The sequence below is a fragment of the Candidatus Rhabdochlamydia porcellionis genome (assembly GCF_015356815.2).
Lineage (GTDB): Bacteria > Chlamydiota > Chlamydiia > Chlamydiales > Rhabdochlamydiaceae > Rhabdochlamydia > Rhabdochlamydia porcellionis.
In genome coordinates this window covers 1,221,982-1,239,038 of record NZ_CP075585.1, presented here as the reverse complement: position 1 = coordinate 1,239,038, position 17,057 = coordinate 1,221,982, and the positions used below count along the sequence as shown (strand labels likewise).

The 17,057-nt window shown below is 35.9% G+C and carries 12 protein-coding genes; 4 read left to right on the top strand and 8 right to left on the bottom strand.

Features of this window, described 5'->3' with window-relative positions:
* Positions 1–20 precede the first annotated feature (20 nt).
* On the top strand, positions 21–1,634 hold the full coding sequence (locus RHAB15C_RS05815; protein WP_194845267.1) for an NAD+ synthase: 1,614 nt from the start codon (positions 21–23) through the stop codon (positions 1,632–1,634).
* On the opposite strand, the gene epmA is transcribed toward RHAB15C_RS05815, so the two are convergent.
* The 3 genes from epmA to RHAB15C_RS05800 all read right to left on the bottom strand — a co-directional run bounded on the left by epmA (position 1,631) and on the right by RHAB15C_RS05800 (position 4,631).
* Entirely contained in the window at positions 1,631–2,563 is a 933-nt protein-coding gene (epmA, locus tag RHAB15C_RS05810) for an EF-P lysine aminoacylase EpmA (RefSeq protein WP_194845266.1), read from the bottom strand. The two genes, RHAB15C_RS05815 and epmA, sit on opposite strands and share 4 nt — an antisense overlap.
* Positions 2,556–3,119, bottom strand: a complete 564-nt coding sequence (gene efp, locus RHAB15C_RS05805) for an elongation factor P (RefSeq protein WP_194845265.1) — start codon at positions 3,117–3,119, stop codon at positions 2,556–2,558. The genes epmA and efp overlap by 8 nt, the downstream gene beginning before the upstream one ends.
* Positions 3,120–3,521: 402 nt before the next feature.
* On the bottom strand, positions 3,522–4,631 hold the full coding sequence (locus RHAB15C_RS05800; protein WP_220716036.1) for a coiled-coil domain-containing protein: 1,110 nt from the start codon (positions 4,629–4,631) through the stop codon (positions 3,522–3,524).
* Positions 4,632–4,721: 90 nt separating this feature from the next.
* Between RHAB15C_RS05800 and RHAB15C_RS05795 the strand changes: the two genes are divergently transcribed.
* On the top strand, positions 4,722–5,546 hold the full coding sequence (locus tag RHAB15C_RS05795; RefSeq protein ID WP_194845263.1) for an AMP nucleosidase: 825 nt from the start codon (positions 4,722–4,724) through the stop codon (positions 5,544–5,546).
* 49 nt (positions 5,547–5,595) lie between these two features.
* On the opposite strand, the gene RHAB15C_RS05790 is transcribed toward RHAB15C_RS05795, so the two are convergent.
* The 4 genes from RHAB15C_RS05790 to alaS form a co-directional block, all read right to left on the bottom strand.
* Positions 5,596–6,018, bottom strand: coding sequence for a hypothetical protein (locus RHAB15C_RS05790; protein WP_194845262.1), 423 nt, complete (start codon positions 6,016–6,018; stop codon positions 5,596–5,598).
* Positions 6,019–6,182: 164 nt separating this feature from the next.
* On the bottom strand, positions 6,183–6,536 hold the full coding sequence (locus tag RHAB15C_RS05785; protein ID WP_194845261.1) for a hypothetical protein: 354 nt from the start codon (positions 6,534–6,536) through the stop codon (positions 6,183–6,185).
* A 131-nt stretch (positions 6,537–6,667) separates the two neighbouring features.
* Positions 6,668–9,964 (bottom strand): transcription-repair coupling factor, encoded by a 3,297-nt coding sequence (gene mfd / locus RHAB15C_RS05780; RefSeq protein WP_194845260.1) that lies wholly within the window; start codon positions 9,962–9,964, stop codon positions 6,668–6,670.
* On the bottom strand, positions 9,943–12,570 hold the full coding sequence (alaS, locus tag RHAB15C_RS05775; protein ID WP_194845259.1) for an alanine--tRNA ligase: 2,628 nt from the start codon (positions 12,568–12,570) through the stop codon (positions 9,943–9,945). Before alaS ends, mfd begins: the two co-directional genes overlap by 22 nt.
* 280 nt (positions 12,571–12,850) lie before the next feature.
* On the opposite strand from alaS, the gene RHAB15C_RS05770 reads away from it, so the two are divergent.
* Positions 12,851–13,129, top strand: a complete 279-nt coding sequence (locus RHAB15C_RS05770) for a hypothetical protein (RefSeq protein WP_194845258.1) — start codon at positions 12,851–12,853, stop codon at positions 13,127–13,129.
* Positions 13,129–13,863, top strand: coding sequence for an endonuclease/exonuclease/phosphatase family protein (locus RHAB15C_RS05765; RefSeq protein WP_194845257.1), 735 nt, complete (start codon positions 13,129–13,131; stop codon positions 13,861–13,863). Before RHAB15C_RS05770 ends, RHAB15C_RS05765 begins: the two co-directional genes overlap by 1 nt.
* A 67-nt stretch (positions 13,864–13,930) precedes the next feature.
* Here RHAB15C_RS05765 and RHAB15C_RS05760 read toward each other — a convergent pair whose 3' ends face one another.
* Positions 13,931–16,960 carry a leucine-rich repeat domain-containing protein gene (locus RHAB15C_RS05760; protein ID WP_220716035.1) on the bottom strand — a complete coding sequence of 1,010 codons (3,030 nt, stop codon included), beginning with the start codon at positions 16,958–16,960 and terminating at the stop codon, positions 13,931–13,933.
* Between the last annotated feature and the right edge of the window lie 97 nt (positions 16,961–17,057).

Sequence of the window (17,057 nt, the reverse complement as noted above, 5' to 3'; positions counted from 1 at the left end):
AAAGAAATTAAGAAGGGTCTATGCGTATTTTTGTTTCTCAATTAAATCCAACTATTGGTGATTTAGAAGGAAACACAAAAAAAATACTTTATTCTTTAGAACAGGCGCGCTTAAGCAATGCAGAGCTTGTTCTCTTTTCAGAACTTATTTTGTCCGGCTATCCTCCAGAGGACTTATTATTACAAAGGACCTTTATTGAAGCACATGCTTATTATTTAGAGCAAATCATTGAAGCATCTTCTGGGTTAATTGTTATTCTAGGATTAGTTCGTCAAAACAAAGAAAGAGCAGAAAAATCTCTGATAAATAGTGCTGCGGTGATTTACAATAGAAAACTTTTAGGTTTTCAAGATAAACAGTTGCTTCCTACCTACGATGTCTTTGATGAAAGGCGTTATTTTGAACCGGTTTTAAAAACCCGCATTTGGCCATTGAAAGGTAAAAAAATAGGTATTTTGATTTGTGAGGATATGTGGCAGCATTTAGAGGGTGCTTATACACACGATCCTGTATTAAATCTAGCTGATTTACAACCAGATCTTATCCTTAACTTGTCAGCTTCTCCCTATAGATTTCAAAAATTAGAAACTCGTATTGAAGTATGTCTTGCTTGTGCCCGTACATTGAGATGTCCTGTTGTGCTTTGCTGTCAAGTGGGAGCTAATGATCAGCTTATATTTGCAGGCTATAGTACCTATATAAACAGCCAAGCTAAACTGCAACAATTAGCAAAAGGATTCGAAGAAGATAGCATGCTTTTTGATACAGAATCTATATCTACACCCTATACTTTTACTACGGATCCGTTCAAAGATTTATATCAGGCGCTGGTATTAGGCGTGAGGGATTACTTTGTTAAACTGGGATTTAAAAAAGCTTGCCTTGGGATATCAGGTGGAATTGATTCCGCCTTGACAGCTTGTATAGCAGTGGATGCATTAGGTAAAGAAAATGTATTAGGCATTACCATGCCTTCTCGCTATAGTTCAAAACAAAGTCTCTTGGATGCTATAGAATTAGCAGAAAACTTAAAAATAACGTTAAAACAGATTCCTATTGAAAAACCATTTCAAGCATATCTTGAACTTTTACAGCCTTATTTTGTAGATCAAAAGTTTGATGTAACAGAAGAGAATTTGCAAGCTCGTATTAGAGGGGCCATTTTAATGGCTTTTTCCAACAAGTTTGGATGCTTGGTTTTAAGTACGGGTAATAAAAGTGAAATGGCAATGGGTTATTGTACTTTATATGGGGATATGTGTGGAGGTTTAAGCGTACTATCAGATGTGACTAAGCAGCAGGTGTATATTTTAGCAAACCTACATAAACAACGTATTCCTAAATCTACATTAAAAAAACCTCCTTCAGCTGAGCTTAAGCCCAATCAATTAGATAGTGATTCTCTTCCTCCTTATGATATTATAGATCAAGTATTACAAGGGTATATGGAAGAGCATTTTTCTCCTGAAGAGATTTCTCATCAATATCAAATACCACTTGACTTGGTGAGGCAATTAATTAAAAGAATATGTAATGCAGAGTATAAACGCCAGCAAGCAGCTCCCGGAATTCGTGTGAGCCAAAGGGCTTTTCAAGCAGGAAGGCGATTTCCCATTGTACAAAAATGGATTTAAGCTTCATCCCAAGAAAAAGGCAGGATGGGTTTTAAGTTATTTAACTCATGTTTGAGAGCAAGTAAGCGATCGAAACCTAAGGCTACTCCACAGCAAGAAGGAAGTTCAAGATCTTGGATAAATTTTTCATCGACAGGAAGAGCTTCTTTTCCCATTGAAAGGCGAGTTTGGTTAGCTTTTTCAATGCGCAGTTTATTTTCTTGTGGGTCGGTTAATTCTTGATATCCATTTGCTATTTCTACCGTTTTATAATATACCTCAAAACGACATGCTACGAGCTTTTGATCGACTAAACGGGTTTTAGCAAGAGCTGCTTGTTCTATAGGGAAATCGGTAATAACAGTCAGATGATGAGGATCCAAAGTAGGTTCAACCACAGAGTTCATCACTAACTGAATCAAAGAAGCCCTATCCCAATTTGTATCGGATATTTGCATTTTATGAGTTTTTAGACAGTCAAATAAGCTTTGTGTACTGCATGTATCACAATCGATTTTTGTAGCTTGAGTGAAAGCTTCTTGATAGGTATAAGTCTGAATAGGAAGAGTGCCTAAGGCCATCTGCAATAGATCCAAAGTTTCTCTAATGATTTGCTCTAAAGACCAGTCTATTCGATACCATTCCAGCATGGTGAATTCTGGATTATGCCATCTACCGAATTCATGATCTCGAAACACGTGACTGAGTTGGTAAATATCTTTGATTCCATAAGATAGCAGCCGTTTCATGCGGTATTCTGGAGAGGTATGTAAATAGCCTATTTTGTCATTTAAGCAAACCTTCATTACATCGATATGTGGATCTATGGGAGCTGTCAAAGATAAAGCAGGGCAATCTACTTCTAAAACCTTTCTTTGAAAAAAGAAGTTGCGTACTTTAGCAAACAGATCAGCTCTGCTATACAATAAAGAGAGATCCTTTTTAGACACGAGCGACGTATTCTCCTGTACGTGTGTCTATTTTAATCTTTTCTCCTTCTTCAATAAAGATAGGAACTTGTATTTTTGCACCACTTTCTGTAACTGCTGGCTTTAGGACACGTCCAGAGGCGGTGTCTCCACGTGCTCCTGGAGCCGTTTCAACAATACGCATTTCCATAAAAGTAGGAGGAATAACATCAATCGGTTGTCCTTTATAGAAGGTTACATCATACAAAATCTCTTCAAGCAGCCACTGCTGTTTATCTTCCAATAGAGAAAGAGGAATGGTAAATTGTTCAAAGGACTGATCATCCATAAAAACAATCCCATCAGATTCCTTGTATAACATACGCATCTTTAACTCTTCTACATCTGCTAGTGCTATCTTTTCGTCTGATTTAAAAGTTTTTTCTATAACACGCCCTGTCATTAAGTGCTTGAGTTTAATACGATTGAAAGGCTGACCTTTCCCTGGTTTAACAAACTCATTGCTAACAACAGTATAAGGCTCTTTTTCTATTTCTATTTTAAAGCCACTTCTTAGATCGCTTATATATTGGGCCATGCCTTTCCTCTTTTAAAAAGACCATTTTGAATGATAGATGTTTAAAATGCAAGATTTCAAGTCTTGCTAGAAGTTTAGCATTTTATATTAAATCTTTTTAAAGAGCAGTTACTAACTATTTTGCTTTTCTATAATTTAACCGCTTTTTAGATAAGTTCTTCACAAAAAAGAGGAATTAGCTTTATCTGCATGTGTTTTTTTTAGAAATCGTTGGATTTTAAAAAAAACCCGAGGATATGCACAATAGGTTGATTTTCAAAGTAAATTTTTTGTTGTTTTCTATATAGACAGAATCTGATAATCAATTTTAAGTTTTCACTATAGGTGTTGAGAAGCATAGCCAATACAAAACCCAATCAATAAATGCTATTGCGTTCTTAAAAAATTTGAAGAACAGAAAGTTTATTGATGTAAGTTATTACTTCTGTCTGAGCTATGTAAGCCTAGTTCCGTATGTAATTTTTGTAAACGATCAACCTGTAAAGTCAGGGCAGACTGCAGTTCTTTTTTTTCTGATAAAAGAGATCTATGTTCTGATAAAAGAGATTGCAGATCAGAACGTATTTTTTGTAATTCTCTAGAAACCACAGATAGTTCTTGACGGGTCTCCTGGAGGCGGGTGTTTTCTAAGGCATATTCTGCTTGCAAGCTAGATAGTTGCGTAGATGTTTGAGCTACTTTAACTTGTAAATCGCTATAGCTTTTAAGAGCTTCTGCTAATTTATCATGACTACAAGAGATTTGCTGATGAAGGTGATTTAGTTCTTTGACTTTTTGTAGAGTTGTATCCTTATTTTGTAAGGATACCAGTTGTTCAATGATTTTCTTTTCACCTTCTAATTGATCAGCTTGCTCTGTAGACGTTTTAGAGATCAGTTCCATTAAGTGCTTAGCTACTGTTTGTTGCTTCTCCATAGTTATAGAAAAATCACTGAGTTTTTTTGCTGTTTCTTGAATTCCTGTTGAAGTAGGTTTTAGCTCTGCAAGGTTGATATGTAAATCATCAACAGAATCGAGCAGATCTTTACTGGTCTGGCTTAAACAATTTGTATGAGCAGTCAGCTTTGTCACTTCTATTTTTAGATTTCTATTTTCTTTTGTGAGATCAATGACGATATCTCTTTGCTGGGTAACTAGAGAGTTTAACTCTTGATTATGAGCAGCAAGGTTTTGATTTTGCCTTTCTAGGTCTTCGACACATTCTCTCATTTTTTTTAAACTCTCATAATTGCGTATGAATAAAGTTCCTAGACTACATACTCCGGAGAGCGTTGCAAATGCACCACAAATAAAGACTGTTTGTGTAAAAAAAGTGATAACAGCGCAACAAACCGAAATAATAAGACCTGCCAGCATGGTTTTTTCTTTCCAATCAGCTGTTTGCGTTATATTCAAAATTCTTTGGTTAATAGGAGAGAAGATATAATTGGTAGCTGTTTGAATAGATGAAATGAGCACTTTTTTAGCTCCTTTGTGATAAGATAAAGAAGGGTTTGCTAAAGATCCAAGCAAAACATTTTAAAAAACTAATAATTAAATTTTAAAGTTGATTTTTTGTCTATAAAATGATCTAAGGTAAAAAAGGGCTGTAAGGAGATTTAAGTGCGAGAAGAGATTACAGAAGAGCAGTTTGCTATAGAGACATTAGAGCGATATTCGGGGTGTGAAGTTGCAAAATTTCAATCAAATCTACTATTAACCAATTTCCCTAGGTATGTAGAATATTTTGCAAAAAGCAGATCTGTACCGGTTATCGAAGGGGCGATGTTTAAAGTGGCTCATTGCCCAGCAGAGGATATCAGTATTTTAGATTTTAAAATTGGCTCACCTGCTGCTGCCCTAGTGGTTGATTTGTGTTCCTTTTTGCCAATTAAAGCAAGCCTGCTTTTGGGAATGTGTGGAGGTTTAAGAAGGCGTTATCAAATAGGGGACTATCTTGTTCCAGTAGCAAGCATTCGAGGTGAAGGGACCTCTGACTTCTATTTCCCTCCTGATGTGCCCGCTTTATCTAATTTTTTGATGCAAAAAGCGGTAACCGATGTATTGGAATTGCAAAAAGCGGTTTACCATATTGGCATTACCTATACGACAAACATGCGCTTTTGGGAATTCAATGAAGAGTTTAAAAACTTGCTCAAAGCTACAAAAGCACAGGCCATTGAAATGGAGTGTGCCACATTATTTTCAGCAAGCTATAAGCGTAAATTTACACTCGGAGCTCTTCTGCTCGTTTCTGATCTACCGCTAGCTAACTTTGGAATAAAAACCAAAAAAAGTTCAGAATCTGTTTATCAGCGTTATATGGCTGATCACGTTGAAAAAGGAATGGATATCATTAAACGTTCTCGAGAGATGCAAGAACAACGCGTTAAAGGAGCCTATCATCGCAATATTGGAATGGGGGTCCCTAAAAGTCACTTACGTTAAAAAAGGGGGGCAATTCGCAATTGCTTTTTAAGTTAGCACTTATGAGTTGCTAAGATAGTTTCCTGATTTTGTTCACTTTTCTTAACTTTACATTAGCGTAAAAAAGTGCAAAAGAAGTTAGATAAGTAAGAAACAAAAAAAGAGGGTGCATTTTTTTTAATTGTGAATTAAACGATTGAAAAATCAAAACTTCTTCAAAAAAAAAAGACAATGCTTGTATTCCCATTCCAAAAGCGTTTGCATAGATTGCATATGTTAAAAATTTAATACCCTTTTTAAGGTATCCAAAATAGAAAAGCATCCATTTATATAAGCAAAAGAATCCAAATGTACTTCCAGCAGATAGTACATCTTTTGGAATCTTTCCAAGCTCTAAAGCATCTATATAACTGATAATTTCAAGAAGAATAGAAAAGAGAAAAATCCTTACCCACAACTTTCTGATCTCTAATTCGGTAAAAGTACTATCCATGAAAAATTTTTTTTATAAAATTCTTATGATAAGGTAACGATCTTTTTAGAAAAATGCAATCCACAAATGCTTAAATTAAGATTTGTGGATTGTTAGTAAAATTTCCTAACATTAAAAACTAGGTCTCAAGTTTGTAAGGATAGAATGTTTTTTGCCCTGTAGGTCTATGGAGTTGGAGTAGGACCACAAAATGCAAGACATGTTGCAGTACAGAAAGGAGCAAAGGCTCCTCCTGTGCCTGTTGATGAGCCTAAACATATTCCCATACACCAGCTAAAACAGATAAGTCCTGCATCGGCTGTTGGAATACTGCTCATTGCTTGTACAGCTCCAAGTATAATACCTGCTTTGGCAAGTTTATTAAGCGTTAACTTACTTGCGATATAATTTGTTCCTGCTTGCATAGTTTCAAATATAGGTTTTGCTATAGAATTTACTGTGACAGGTTCATTGGGCTTTACTAGACCAACTGCATGAAAAGGACCTTGTAAAGATTGTAATGGGAAATGAATGCTCATAAAATTTTTCCTTTTGTTACATGCTAAAGCTCTAAAAATAAGAGCAATGCTAAAAAACGGGCCTACTGTATAACTTGTATAAGAAAAAATGTCTAGATTTTTTTTTATAAATAAAAATGTTTCTGTTTAAACTAAAAAACTTTTGAGTTCTTAATCGAAAACTCTTTTTTCAGAGCAGCAATGACGCTCTCTTCAAGTTGTTTAGGGTGAGTAATTTTAGGTAGAGCTAATAGTTTCTTTAAGATAGTTTTTCCACTTTGTTGTTGTGCGGTAAGCGTTTTCTTACTAAATTTGAGCAGTGTGAATTGATGGGCAGAAGCAAAGATTCTCAAGCGTGTTAAATGATAGAGCCAAAGTATTTGCATAGGATAAGAGCCAAAGCGATCTGTTAATTCTACAAGGAGGATATCTAATTCTTGGGGAGTAATAGCATCTCCAAAGCGGTGATAAGTTTCCATGCGTAAAGTGGGTTCATTTATATAGGTATCTGGAATGAGTGCATCAAAAGAAAACTCCATTTTGGTTTCTGTAAAAGATATAGTTTTATTTTTACTTAGCGCGCTTACCGCTTTTTTTAGTAATTTACAATAGAGATGAAATCCAATGGAGGAAACTTGTCCTGATTGTTGTATGCCAAGTATGTCACCTGCTCCTCTGATCTCTAAATCGCGCATAGCAACCCTCATGCCTCCTCCGTATCCGGAGGATAAACTCAGAGCTTCTAAACGTTTCAAGGTAATTTCAGAAAGTTGTTTTTTAGCTGGGACTAAAAAATACGCATAAGCTGGCTTATTCCATCTGCCTACTCGACCTCGCATCTGATAGAGGTCAGCTATTCCAAATGTATCAGATCGGTCAATCAAAATGGTATTGGCATTGGGGATATCAATTCCATTTTCTACAATGATGGTGGAGACTAAAATATCTGCTTCTCCTTGTTTAAAGGCATGAAAGACCCCATCGATTTCATCAGAAGACATTTGCCCATGTCCTACTACGATACGCGCTTCTGGAGCTAGTTTTTGTAATTCTTTAGCGATTTGAAAAATAGTTTCAATACGATTATGGATAAAGAACACTTGTCCATCGCGCAATAGCTCTCTGGCTATGGCATTTTGTATAACAGAATGATTACGCTCTGTAATTATAGATTTAATCGGCAAACGATCTTGTGGAGGAGTATTGATCATCGAGATCTTCTTGATACCAATTAGGGAAAGATACAAAGTACGAGGAATCGGTGTCGCAGAAAGGGTTAAGCAATCAACTCCTGTTTTTGTAGTTTTTAGACGCTCTTTTGCACGGACCCCAAATCGTTGTTCTTCGTCGATAATGATAAGACCTAGGTTTTTAAACCGTACATCTTGACTAATGATCCTTTGAGTGCCAATCAAAATATCAATGGCACCTTCTTGAACGGATTGAAGTGTTTTTTTTATTTGAGAAGAAGAGCAAAATCTACAAGCAAGACCTATTTGGACGGGAAAGTTCGCCATTCTTTGGCAAAATGTTTCATAGTGCTGCATTGCTAAAATAGTAGTAGGGACAAGAACTGCAACTTGTTTATGACCATCACATACTGCCTTGAACGCAGTGCGCATAGCTACTTCTGTTTTTCCATAGCCGACGTCTCCACAAATGAGACGATCCATAGCTGCCTCTGATTGCATGTCTTGTTTGATGGCAGCAATGGCAGTGATTTGATCTTCTGTTTCTATGAAGGGAAAATCTTCTTCAAAAGCTACCATAATCTCAGAATCGCCTGGATAAGCAAATCCTCCTTGGACTGTGCGCTCGGCTTGCATGCGCAGTAATTGATCGGCATATCCCACAATGGCTTTTTGTGCCATTTGACGCGTTTTTTGCCATCTTGTCGATCCTAACTGACTAAATGTGGGAATGGTATCTTTGGTTCCGATATAACGGCTAATTAAATGGGACTGAGAAAACGGAACAAAAAGTTTACTTTTTTCTGCATACTCAATCACCATAAATTCTGATATCATTCCTAAATGATTAGTCTGTTTTTCTGTTCCTATATAGCGGCCTATTCCACTATGAAAGTGCACCACAATATCACCAGGAAGTAATTCATGAAATTCAGAGATGGGTATGGAATAAGACTGGCGCCATTTTTGACGTCTGGGTTTTAAGCGATGAGAGAGTTCTGCTGTGGTAATGAGTGATAATTTTGCATCTTTCAAGACAAATCCACTAGACAGATAGCCGATTTGGAAATCGGTTTTTTTGAGTGTCTTGGTTTTTTCTTCCAACAAAGTTTTTTGTGCAAGAGTAGAGCAGATAAAATGCACTTGCATGTGAGGATGTCGATGTAGAGCTTGCAGAATTTCTTCTTCTTGGATGGATGCTTGATTATCTAGAGCAGAGAAGAACTCTCCCACTGGAATAAAGGGATGTTGACATCTTTTGGTTTGTATCTGCTGGTTAAACATTTCAAATTGCAAAGGTTGAAGAGGATTTTGTCCTATGTACACTGTGGATTTTTCTTGAACCAAGGAAAGAGACTCAGCTCTCTCATGACTTAAGAAAATTTGCGATAGAGGCTGCACGATAGAAAAAAACTCTTGGAAAGAAAGGGCTAAACGATTGTGTAAAACAGGCATTTTTGCAAGAGAGACCAAACGGTCTTCAATAGCTAGCAAATTGTTAAAAATGACAATAGTATTAGGGCCTAGATAATCTAAAAAAGAAGTAAGTTTTTGTGTTTTTTGTAAAAGAGTAAGCTCAGATGCAGGGCATAGCCAACATTGTGTATGTTTTTCCGTTGTGATTTGCGTTAAAGGATCAAAAGATCTAATTTCTTGAATTTCATTACCAAAAAACTCGATCCGAAAAGCAGACAAAGCAGAAGGAGGAAAAAAGTCGATAATCCCTCCTCTTACAGCAAATTCTCCTTTATCGCTTACTACGTTTGTCTGCTGATAGTTTAAGAGCTCTAGATGCTTAATAAATAAGGAAAAATCAAGAAATTGATTGATCTGGTATCTTTGAAAAAGCGCACGCATGGTTTCTTTGCAAGGCAATTTTTGTAAAACAGCTTGCAAAGGAGCGAAAACTACATGAGGAGAATCATTTTCTAAAAGAGAGTTGAGCACTTCAAATCGCTTTCCCATTAAATCAGAACTAGGCGCAATTTCTTCACCCGGCAGAGTTTCCCAAGCAGGCAATTCGCAAAGATGAGGCAGAGAAAATAACTGCATATCTTCGAGTAAGCTATCTTGAGATCCGCTGCTAATGATAAGCACATGTTTGTTTGTCATCTGAGATAATAACCAAATGATAATAGCTTTGGGACCATCCCAAAACTGTTCTATCAGAATAGATGGTTCATGAACTAGGATATCAAGAAACTCTTGTAATAAAGGATGAGTGGTTAGGATTTCTTTTAGGCGTTTTGTAAGAGCCATTTTTGTACTTGTTCAAATGCTTGTAATAACCCTTCTGGATTTTTACCTCCAGCTTGAGCACTCTCTTTTTTCCCTCCCCCACTACCCGAAATAATAGGGACAATTTCTTTGATTAAAGAAGAAGCCAAAATTTCTTTTTGACTGAGATCTTTAGACACTCTAACTACCACATGACAGCGCTCTTTTGTTGTATAGGCTAAAATTACGACATAAGAGCTAAGCTCTTGTATAATTTGCTCTGCCAAGGCATTTAACTCTTCTGTGTCTACGATTTGTGCCATAAAAGGAATGGATCCAACATACTGTACTTTAGTCAGAAGAGTTTGGGTAAGTTGTTTTAATTGTGACCTTTTTAAGGTTTTTATCTCTGTGTGAAGAATTTTATTCTCTTCGATGAGATTTTGTGTTTTTTCCACAAGTTGCGAGGGAGGGCTTTTTAGAAGGATAGCGGCTTTTTCCAGTCTATCTTCTTGCTCATAGATCCATTCTTCTGCTTTAACTCCCGTATATGCTTCAATACGTCTTACTCCAGAAGCAATACTACTTTCTTTGATAATCCTAAATGAGCCAATGGTAGAGACATTTTGAGCATGAGTACCACCGCATAGCTCTTTAGAATAATCGATATCAACTACTCTTACAATAGCTGCATATTTATCTCCAAAAAACTGCTTGATGTTAGGATCTTTTTGAGCTTCTTCAAAAGAAATTTCGTATGTTTGTACTTTTTGACCTTCTCTAATTTTTTCTTGAATAAGCCTTTCGATCTCACGGATCTCTTCTTTTAAAAGCGCTTTATGATGATTAAAATCAAAACGTAAATGATCTTCAGTTACAAGAGAACCTGCTTGTCTAATATGAGATCCAACTATTTTTTGAAGGGCCCAATGCAATAAATGTGTAGCAGTATGATTATTTGCAATTTCTTGTCTTTTTTGTTTGTCTACTTGAGCATTTAAAGGCTCTCCTAAAAGTAGACATCCTTTTTCTAATCTACCCACGTGGGCGATAATTCCCGGAAAAGGGGAGTAACAATGAGTAACTTTAAAATGAGCTTCTTTACGAGTCAATAAGCCTGTATCGCCTACCTGCCCACCTTTTTCTGGGTAAAAGGGAGTTTTATCGAGTAGAATATAGCCATTTTGTCCTTCTTTTATCTCTTTGACAAATATGCCATCGATTAAAATTCCTATAATAGTAGCTTCAGCTTCGGTTTGCCTATAGCCTAAAAAATCAGTAGTTGGATGATGTTTAATATATTCTTTAAATGTGTCATTTGCTGCTTGTGGAAAATGAATTGCCTGCACTTTTTTAGAGCGTATTTTTGCTTGATTTTCTAGTACAAGATACGTATCTAAATCTACGTTTAAGCCATTATCTTTAGCAATGAGTAGAATTTCCTCAAAGGGGAAGCCATATGTATCTTTGAGTTTAAATGCATTTTCACCCGAAATTTGTTTACTAGAACTTGTTTTAGTCTGATCAATAATAGTGTTTAAAATATTACCCCCTCGTTTTAAGGTGCGTAGAAAAGCTTCCTCTTCTAAAAAGAGGATATCAGCAATTCTTGCCTGTGATTCTACAAGCTCTTTATAGTCACTTCCCATTGTATCTATCAAACAGGGGAGTATATCTGCTAAAAAAGGTTTTTGAAATCCCAATATGCGACCATAGCGCACAGCTCGCCTTAAGAGTTTGCGTAAGATATAACCTCTTTCTGTATTGCTAGGTTGAGCTCCATCTGCAATGGCAAAACTAAGAGATCGAACATGATCTGCGATTACATGGTAGGCAGGAGCTAAATGAGAATTCTCTTTTTGATAGGGTTTGTTACACAATCTTGCAATCTCTGCAATAAGCGCTTGGAAAGTGTCTATTTCAAATACGGAATCAACCCCTAATTTTAAAGAGACAACACGCTCAAGCCCAGCTCCTGTATCAATGGATTTCTTAGGAAGAGGTTGCTGCTTTAAAGAAGCATCTCTATTAAATTGCATGAATACAAGATTCCAGAACTCTAAAAAACGCTCTCCATCATGATCTTCTAAAGGAGAAGAAGCCTTACCATAAGAGAGGCCACGATCAAAAAGTAGTTCAGAACAAGGTCCACAAGGACCCATATCTCCCATAGCCCAAAAATTATCCTTTTCACCCATCCGTACAATGCGCTTTTCAGGTAAATAAGCTTTCCATAGCTCAAAGGCTTCATTGTCTTCTTCAAATACAGTAGCCCAGATTTTTCCTGCATCAAAACCAAATACAGTAGTCGATACTTCCCAAGCATATTGAATCGCTTGGGCTTTGAAATAATCACCAAAGGAAAAATTGCCTAACATTTCAAAAAAAGTTAAGTGACGCGAAGTATGGCCTACATTGTCTAAATCATTATGTTTTCCGCCAACGCGAATACACTTTTGGCAAGTTGTAGCTTTGGTATATCCTCGTTCATTTTTGCCTAAGAATACATCTTTAAATTGGTTCATCCCTGCGTTAATAAATAGTATTGTAGGATCATCGTGGGGGATGACGGATGAAGAGGGAATAATTGTGTGTCCTTTGTCTTTAAAATACTGAAGAAACTTAGCCCGAATTTGTTGAGAAAGCATAAAATCTATATCTATTTACCCGATTAAAAAGATCCACAGTAACAAAACTAGTGCTAAAAGTCAAAAAATGCGGGCAATAAAATATGGTAATCTTATATTTTTTTTAAAAAAATCCTAAAAATTAGATATTTATTATGACTATAACAGCAGTTTCTCGATACGATACGTCTGTTAGTTATTTCTCTACGGATTATTTCCTAGATTTTCTCAAAAAAAAACCTTCCTCTTTGCTTCCCTGTTAACGGAGCCTATATGTAAAGTACATGAACTTTTTAGAAGATTGTACCTAGTAGATGTTCTAAATCCTACAGCTAGTAAAACGAGCAATTGGGCTAGAAAATTTTTTCTAGGCATGGGGATTGTTGCTAGCTCTTTCTTATCTGTAGGCACTGCACTTTCAGGAGCTGTTTTACGCGGTATAACAAGTTATCTAGAAAAAGAACCCTTTATCTATTATCAAGGTAAACTACCACAGCGAGCTTTAAAAGATGATTTTTCTCTTTTATCCTGGAATATTTGTTGCATAGGTGGGGCTATTCTATTAGTGATGGAGGTGTAATGCCTTGGCATTTTAGAATAGATAAAATCATTACGAAAATTCTTAAAAAAGATCCAGATATTCTTGTCTTATATGAGGTTATGGATACAGCTGCTGGGTTTTATCTCTATGAAATGCTGCAAGAGAAATATGCTCATTTTTACTTCAATATAGGGCCAAGAGCAATAGGGACATCTTCTGGGATATTTGTAGCTAGCAAAGCTGAAACAACAAACCCTGAATTTACTCCTTTTCCCAAACAGATGCTAGTTGGAAGAACCAAACTATCGGAAAAAGGTGTGTTTTCGATCCAAATCTATGGAAAAAAGGTAAAGATCTATGCAACACATCTGCAGCATTCAGAACAGCCACAACATCCGACTCAAGAGGAAATAGAAGCTAGAAAAGCAGAGATGGATTTAATTATCAAAAAAGTAGATCAGGATTCTGGCAATGTGATAGTAACTGGAGATCTTAACTTAGATAATGCGGAATACTTCACGTCTTCTTGGAAAGGAAATTTTCAAGATGTATTCTTTGATGAAAATGGCTCAAGAACATGGGGAGGGGATGCATTTTGTGCAAAGATGGTAAAGAAAAGAGATTCTGCCCCTTTAAATTTAGACTATACATTGATTACAAAAGATTCTGAGATAAAGGCTAAAACCTCATTAATAGAAACCGGTTATGACGATACAACGTTTATTATAGATGCTCTTTCTGATCATAGAGGCCTTTTAAGTAGATTTGAATGATTTCTTCGTCTAGTATAAGGAAGAGAGATCGCCTACACCTCATCAGGATTATATTGTAAGCAATGACTTAACTGTTTACTACATCTTCTGTATCTAGAGTATAGAGTGAAACTCTTTTTGACAGAGCTTTTTCGGTTAGTGCTTCTAGTTGTTTATTGAAGTTTTCCCCAATAGCAATGTAGTCTGGGTTTTCTAAGTTAGCAGAATTTTCTCTTGCATCTACTATAGCTTGATATTCTTCTTTATAATGAGTAGAAAGAGCTGCTATCCATTTATCATGAAGATTAAGAAACTCAAAATACGCTTTTTGGTGACTCTGCTGGCTTAAGACAAATGCTTTAGCCTTTTCTAGGTCATCAGGAGTTAGTTGACTGCAGTCAAAGAAAAGCATATTTTGCATGTTTACAGGAAGATTTAAATCCTCTTTGAGTTTGATGAGGTATCCAAGGTATATTTCCACTTCATCAACTTCCTGATCAGGATCTTCAGCTTCAGATCGTAAAACGCTAATTTTATTTTCAGCAATTGCTTCTAACATATTGATAGCCCATAAACCTTTAAGAAGATCTGCTAGAGCATGCATGTTTGTAAAAGAAACAGTTGCAAGTTGATGAGCAACACCTAAATTTATAATAGACAATGCCATTCTATCACCACATGTTCTTACTGCATCATGAATAATCGTATCAAAAGTTGCACGAAACTCTTGGTTGTCATTAGCTTCAGTTAAGTAGTTTATCACTTGAGTAATTAATTCTTTTTGTAATTCTCCTCCCTTTTTAAAGTCAGCAATATCAAATAGTCGCTTTAGCCAAAGGTACAAATCTTCTGATTCTTCGAGCTTAGAAAACTCTCTAGGAGGCTTTTTTATTAATTGATACATCATTGCTACGAACTCTTTCATTGTATCATGAAGAATGACCTTAGGACCCTTGTAACGAAAACTAGCAATAGCTGTTAAAAGTTGTTCTAGAATCACTGGATCAATATTATGGTTCCCTCTCAAAGCAATAACACTAGATTCGGGAAGTTCTAGTATTTTCAGAGGAATTTTAGTTAAAGAATAGTTATTGCTAAGCTCTAATGTTTTTAGCCGAGATAAATTACCAAATGTATCGGGTAAGGCTATAAGTTGATTAGTACTAAGATTTAACCACGTTAGTTGGGATAGATTACCAAGTGTATCAGGTAAGGTTGTAAGTTGATTAGTATTAAGATTTAGCCGTATTAGTTGAGTTAGATTGCCAAATGTGTCGGGTAAGGTTGTAAGTTGATTAGTATTAAGATTTAGCCGTGTTAGTTGAGTTAGATTACCAAATGTGTCAGGTAAGGTTGTAAGTTGATTAGTATTAAGATTTAGCCGTGTTAGTTGAGTTAGATTACCAAATGTGTCAGGTAAGGTTGTGAATTTATTAGTATTAAGATATAGAGTGATTAGTTGAGATAGATTACCGAATGTGTCAGGCAAAGTTGTAAGTTGATTATTACTAAGATTTAACCACGTTAGTTGGGATAGATTACCGAATGTGTCAGGCAAAGCTGTAAGTTGATTGGCGGTAAGATGTAGAGTGGTTAGCTGAGATAGATTGCCGAATGTATTGGGCAAGGTTGTAAGTTGATTAGTCTTAAGGTTTAACCATGTTAGCCGAGATAGATTACCAAATGTGCTGGGTAAGGTTGTAAGTTGATTGGTATTAAGATATAGAGTGATTAGTTGGGATAGATTACCAAATGTGCTGGGTAAGGTTGTAAGTTGATTAACACTAAGATTTAACCATGTTAGTTGGGATAGATAACCAAGTGTATTGGGTAAGGTTGTAAGTTGATTGGTACTAAGATTTAGCTGTTTTAATTGAGATAGGTTACCGAACGTATCGGGTAAGGTTCTAAGTTGATTGGTACTAAGATTTAGCTGTTTTAATTGAGATAGGTTACCGAACGTATCGGGTAAGGTTCTAAGTTGATTAATACTAAGGTCTAGCCAGGTTAGCCGAGATAGATTACCGAACGTATCGGGCAAGGTTGTAAGTTGATTAGTACTGAGGCTTAGCATTGTTAGTTGGGATAGATAACCAAGTGTATCGGGTAAGGTTATAAGTTGATTGGTACTAAGATTTAGCCGTGTTAGTTGAGATAGGTTACCGAACGTATCGGGTAAGGTTGTGAGTTGATTAGTACTAAAGTTTAACCACGTTAGCTGAGATAGGTTACCGAACGTATCTGGTAAGGTTGTAAGTTGATTATTATTAAGACCTAGCGATGTTAGCTGGGATAGATTGCCGAACGTATCTGGTAAGGCTGTGAGTTGATTAGTGCTAAGGTCTAGCCAAGTTAGTTGAGATAGGTTACCGAACGTATCGGGCAAGGTTGTAAGTTGATTAATATTAAGGCTTAGCGATGTTAGTTGAGATAGGTTGCCGAACGTATCGGGCAAGGTTGTAAGTTGATTAATATTAAGGCTTAGCGATGTTAGCTGAGATAGGTTGCCGAACGTATCGGGCAAGGTTGTAAGTTGATTCTCACTGAGATCTAACTGCTTTAATCTATAACAAAAGCAAGAAATATTAAAAATATTGGGTAAGGAGCTTAAGTTTAGGCTAGATAAGTTTAAGTTTTGCTTTGTGCTGTTATTAAAAAAATCAAGAATTCTCTTTTTAGCTTCTATTTGATTTTCTTCAGAAGGAGATTCTTCTATCCACTGATTTAAGGCGTGATCTAGTTGCTGTTTTTGAGTTAAAATAGACCTGTAAGTAAGTATATCAAATAGCGTAGTGAGGGTTTTATTATTAATATGTATGATCTTCAACTTTAATGCAGTTAGGTCGATAGTCGCATCAAGCAAGGTTGTAAGTCTATTACCATTAAGGTTTAGTTCTTCTAATTCAGAGAGGTAGCTGAAAACATCAGGTAAAGAACTTAAATTTAAGTAGGATAAATCTAAGAGAGATTTTCCTTTACAATGAAAAAAATCAAGAATTCTTTTTGCAGCTTCTCTTCTATTCTCTTCTGAAGGCGCTTCTTTTTGCCATTCTTCTAAAATAGTTGTAAGTGCGTATTTTAATTGAGATGAATCGTTATTGCTGCTATTTATTGTCATATAAACATCCTGTAATAATTTACTTAATATTATAAGTAATTTAATTAAAAAAAACAATAGTTTAATTAAAATTAATAATTACTTTAAATATTAGTTA

Bases quoted from the DNA above. Each gene is read 5' to 3' on its own strand.
- RHAB15C_RS05815 (WP_194845267.1), top strand. From the start codon at position 21: ATGCGTATTTTTGTTTCTCAATTAAATCCAACTATTGGTGATTTAGAA.
- efp (WP_194845265.1), bottom strand. From the start codon at position 3,119: ATGGCCCAATATATAAGCGATCTAAGAAGTGGCTTTAAAATAGAAATA.
- RHAB15C_RS05790 (WP_194845262.1), bottom strand. From the start codon at position 6,018: ATGGATAGTACTTTTACCGAATTAGAGATCAGAAAGTTGTGGGTAAGG.
- RHAB15C_RS05785 (WP_194845261.1), bottom strand. From the start codon at position 6,536: ATGAGCATTCATTTCCCATTACAATCTTTACAAGGTCCTTTTCATGCA.
- mfd (WP_194845260.1), bottom strand. From the start codon at position 9,964: ATGGCTCTTACAAAACGCCTAAAAGAAATCCTAACCACTCATCCTTTA.
- alaS (WP_194845259.1), bottom strand. From the start codon at position 12,570: ATGCTTTCTCAACAAATTCGGGCTAAGTTTCTTCAGTATTTTAAAGAC.
- RHAB15C_RS05765 (WP_194845257.1), top strand. From the start codon at position 13,129: ATGCCTTGGCATTTTAGAATAGATAAAATCATTACGAAAATTCTTAAA.
- RHAB15C_RS05760 (WP_220716035.1), bottom strand. From the start codon at position 16,960: ATGACAATAAATAGCAGCAATAACGATTCATCTCAATTAAAATACGCA.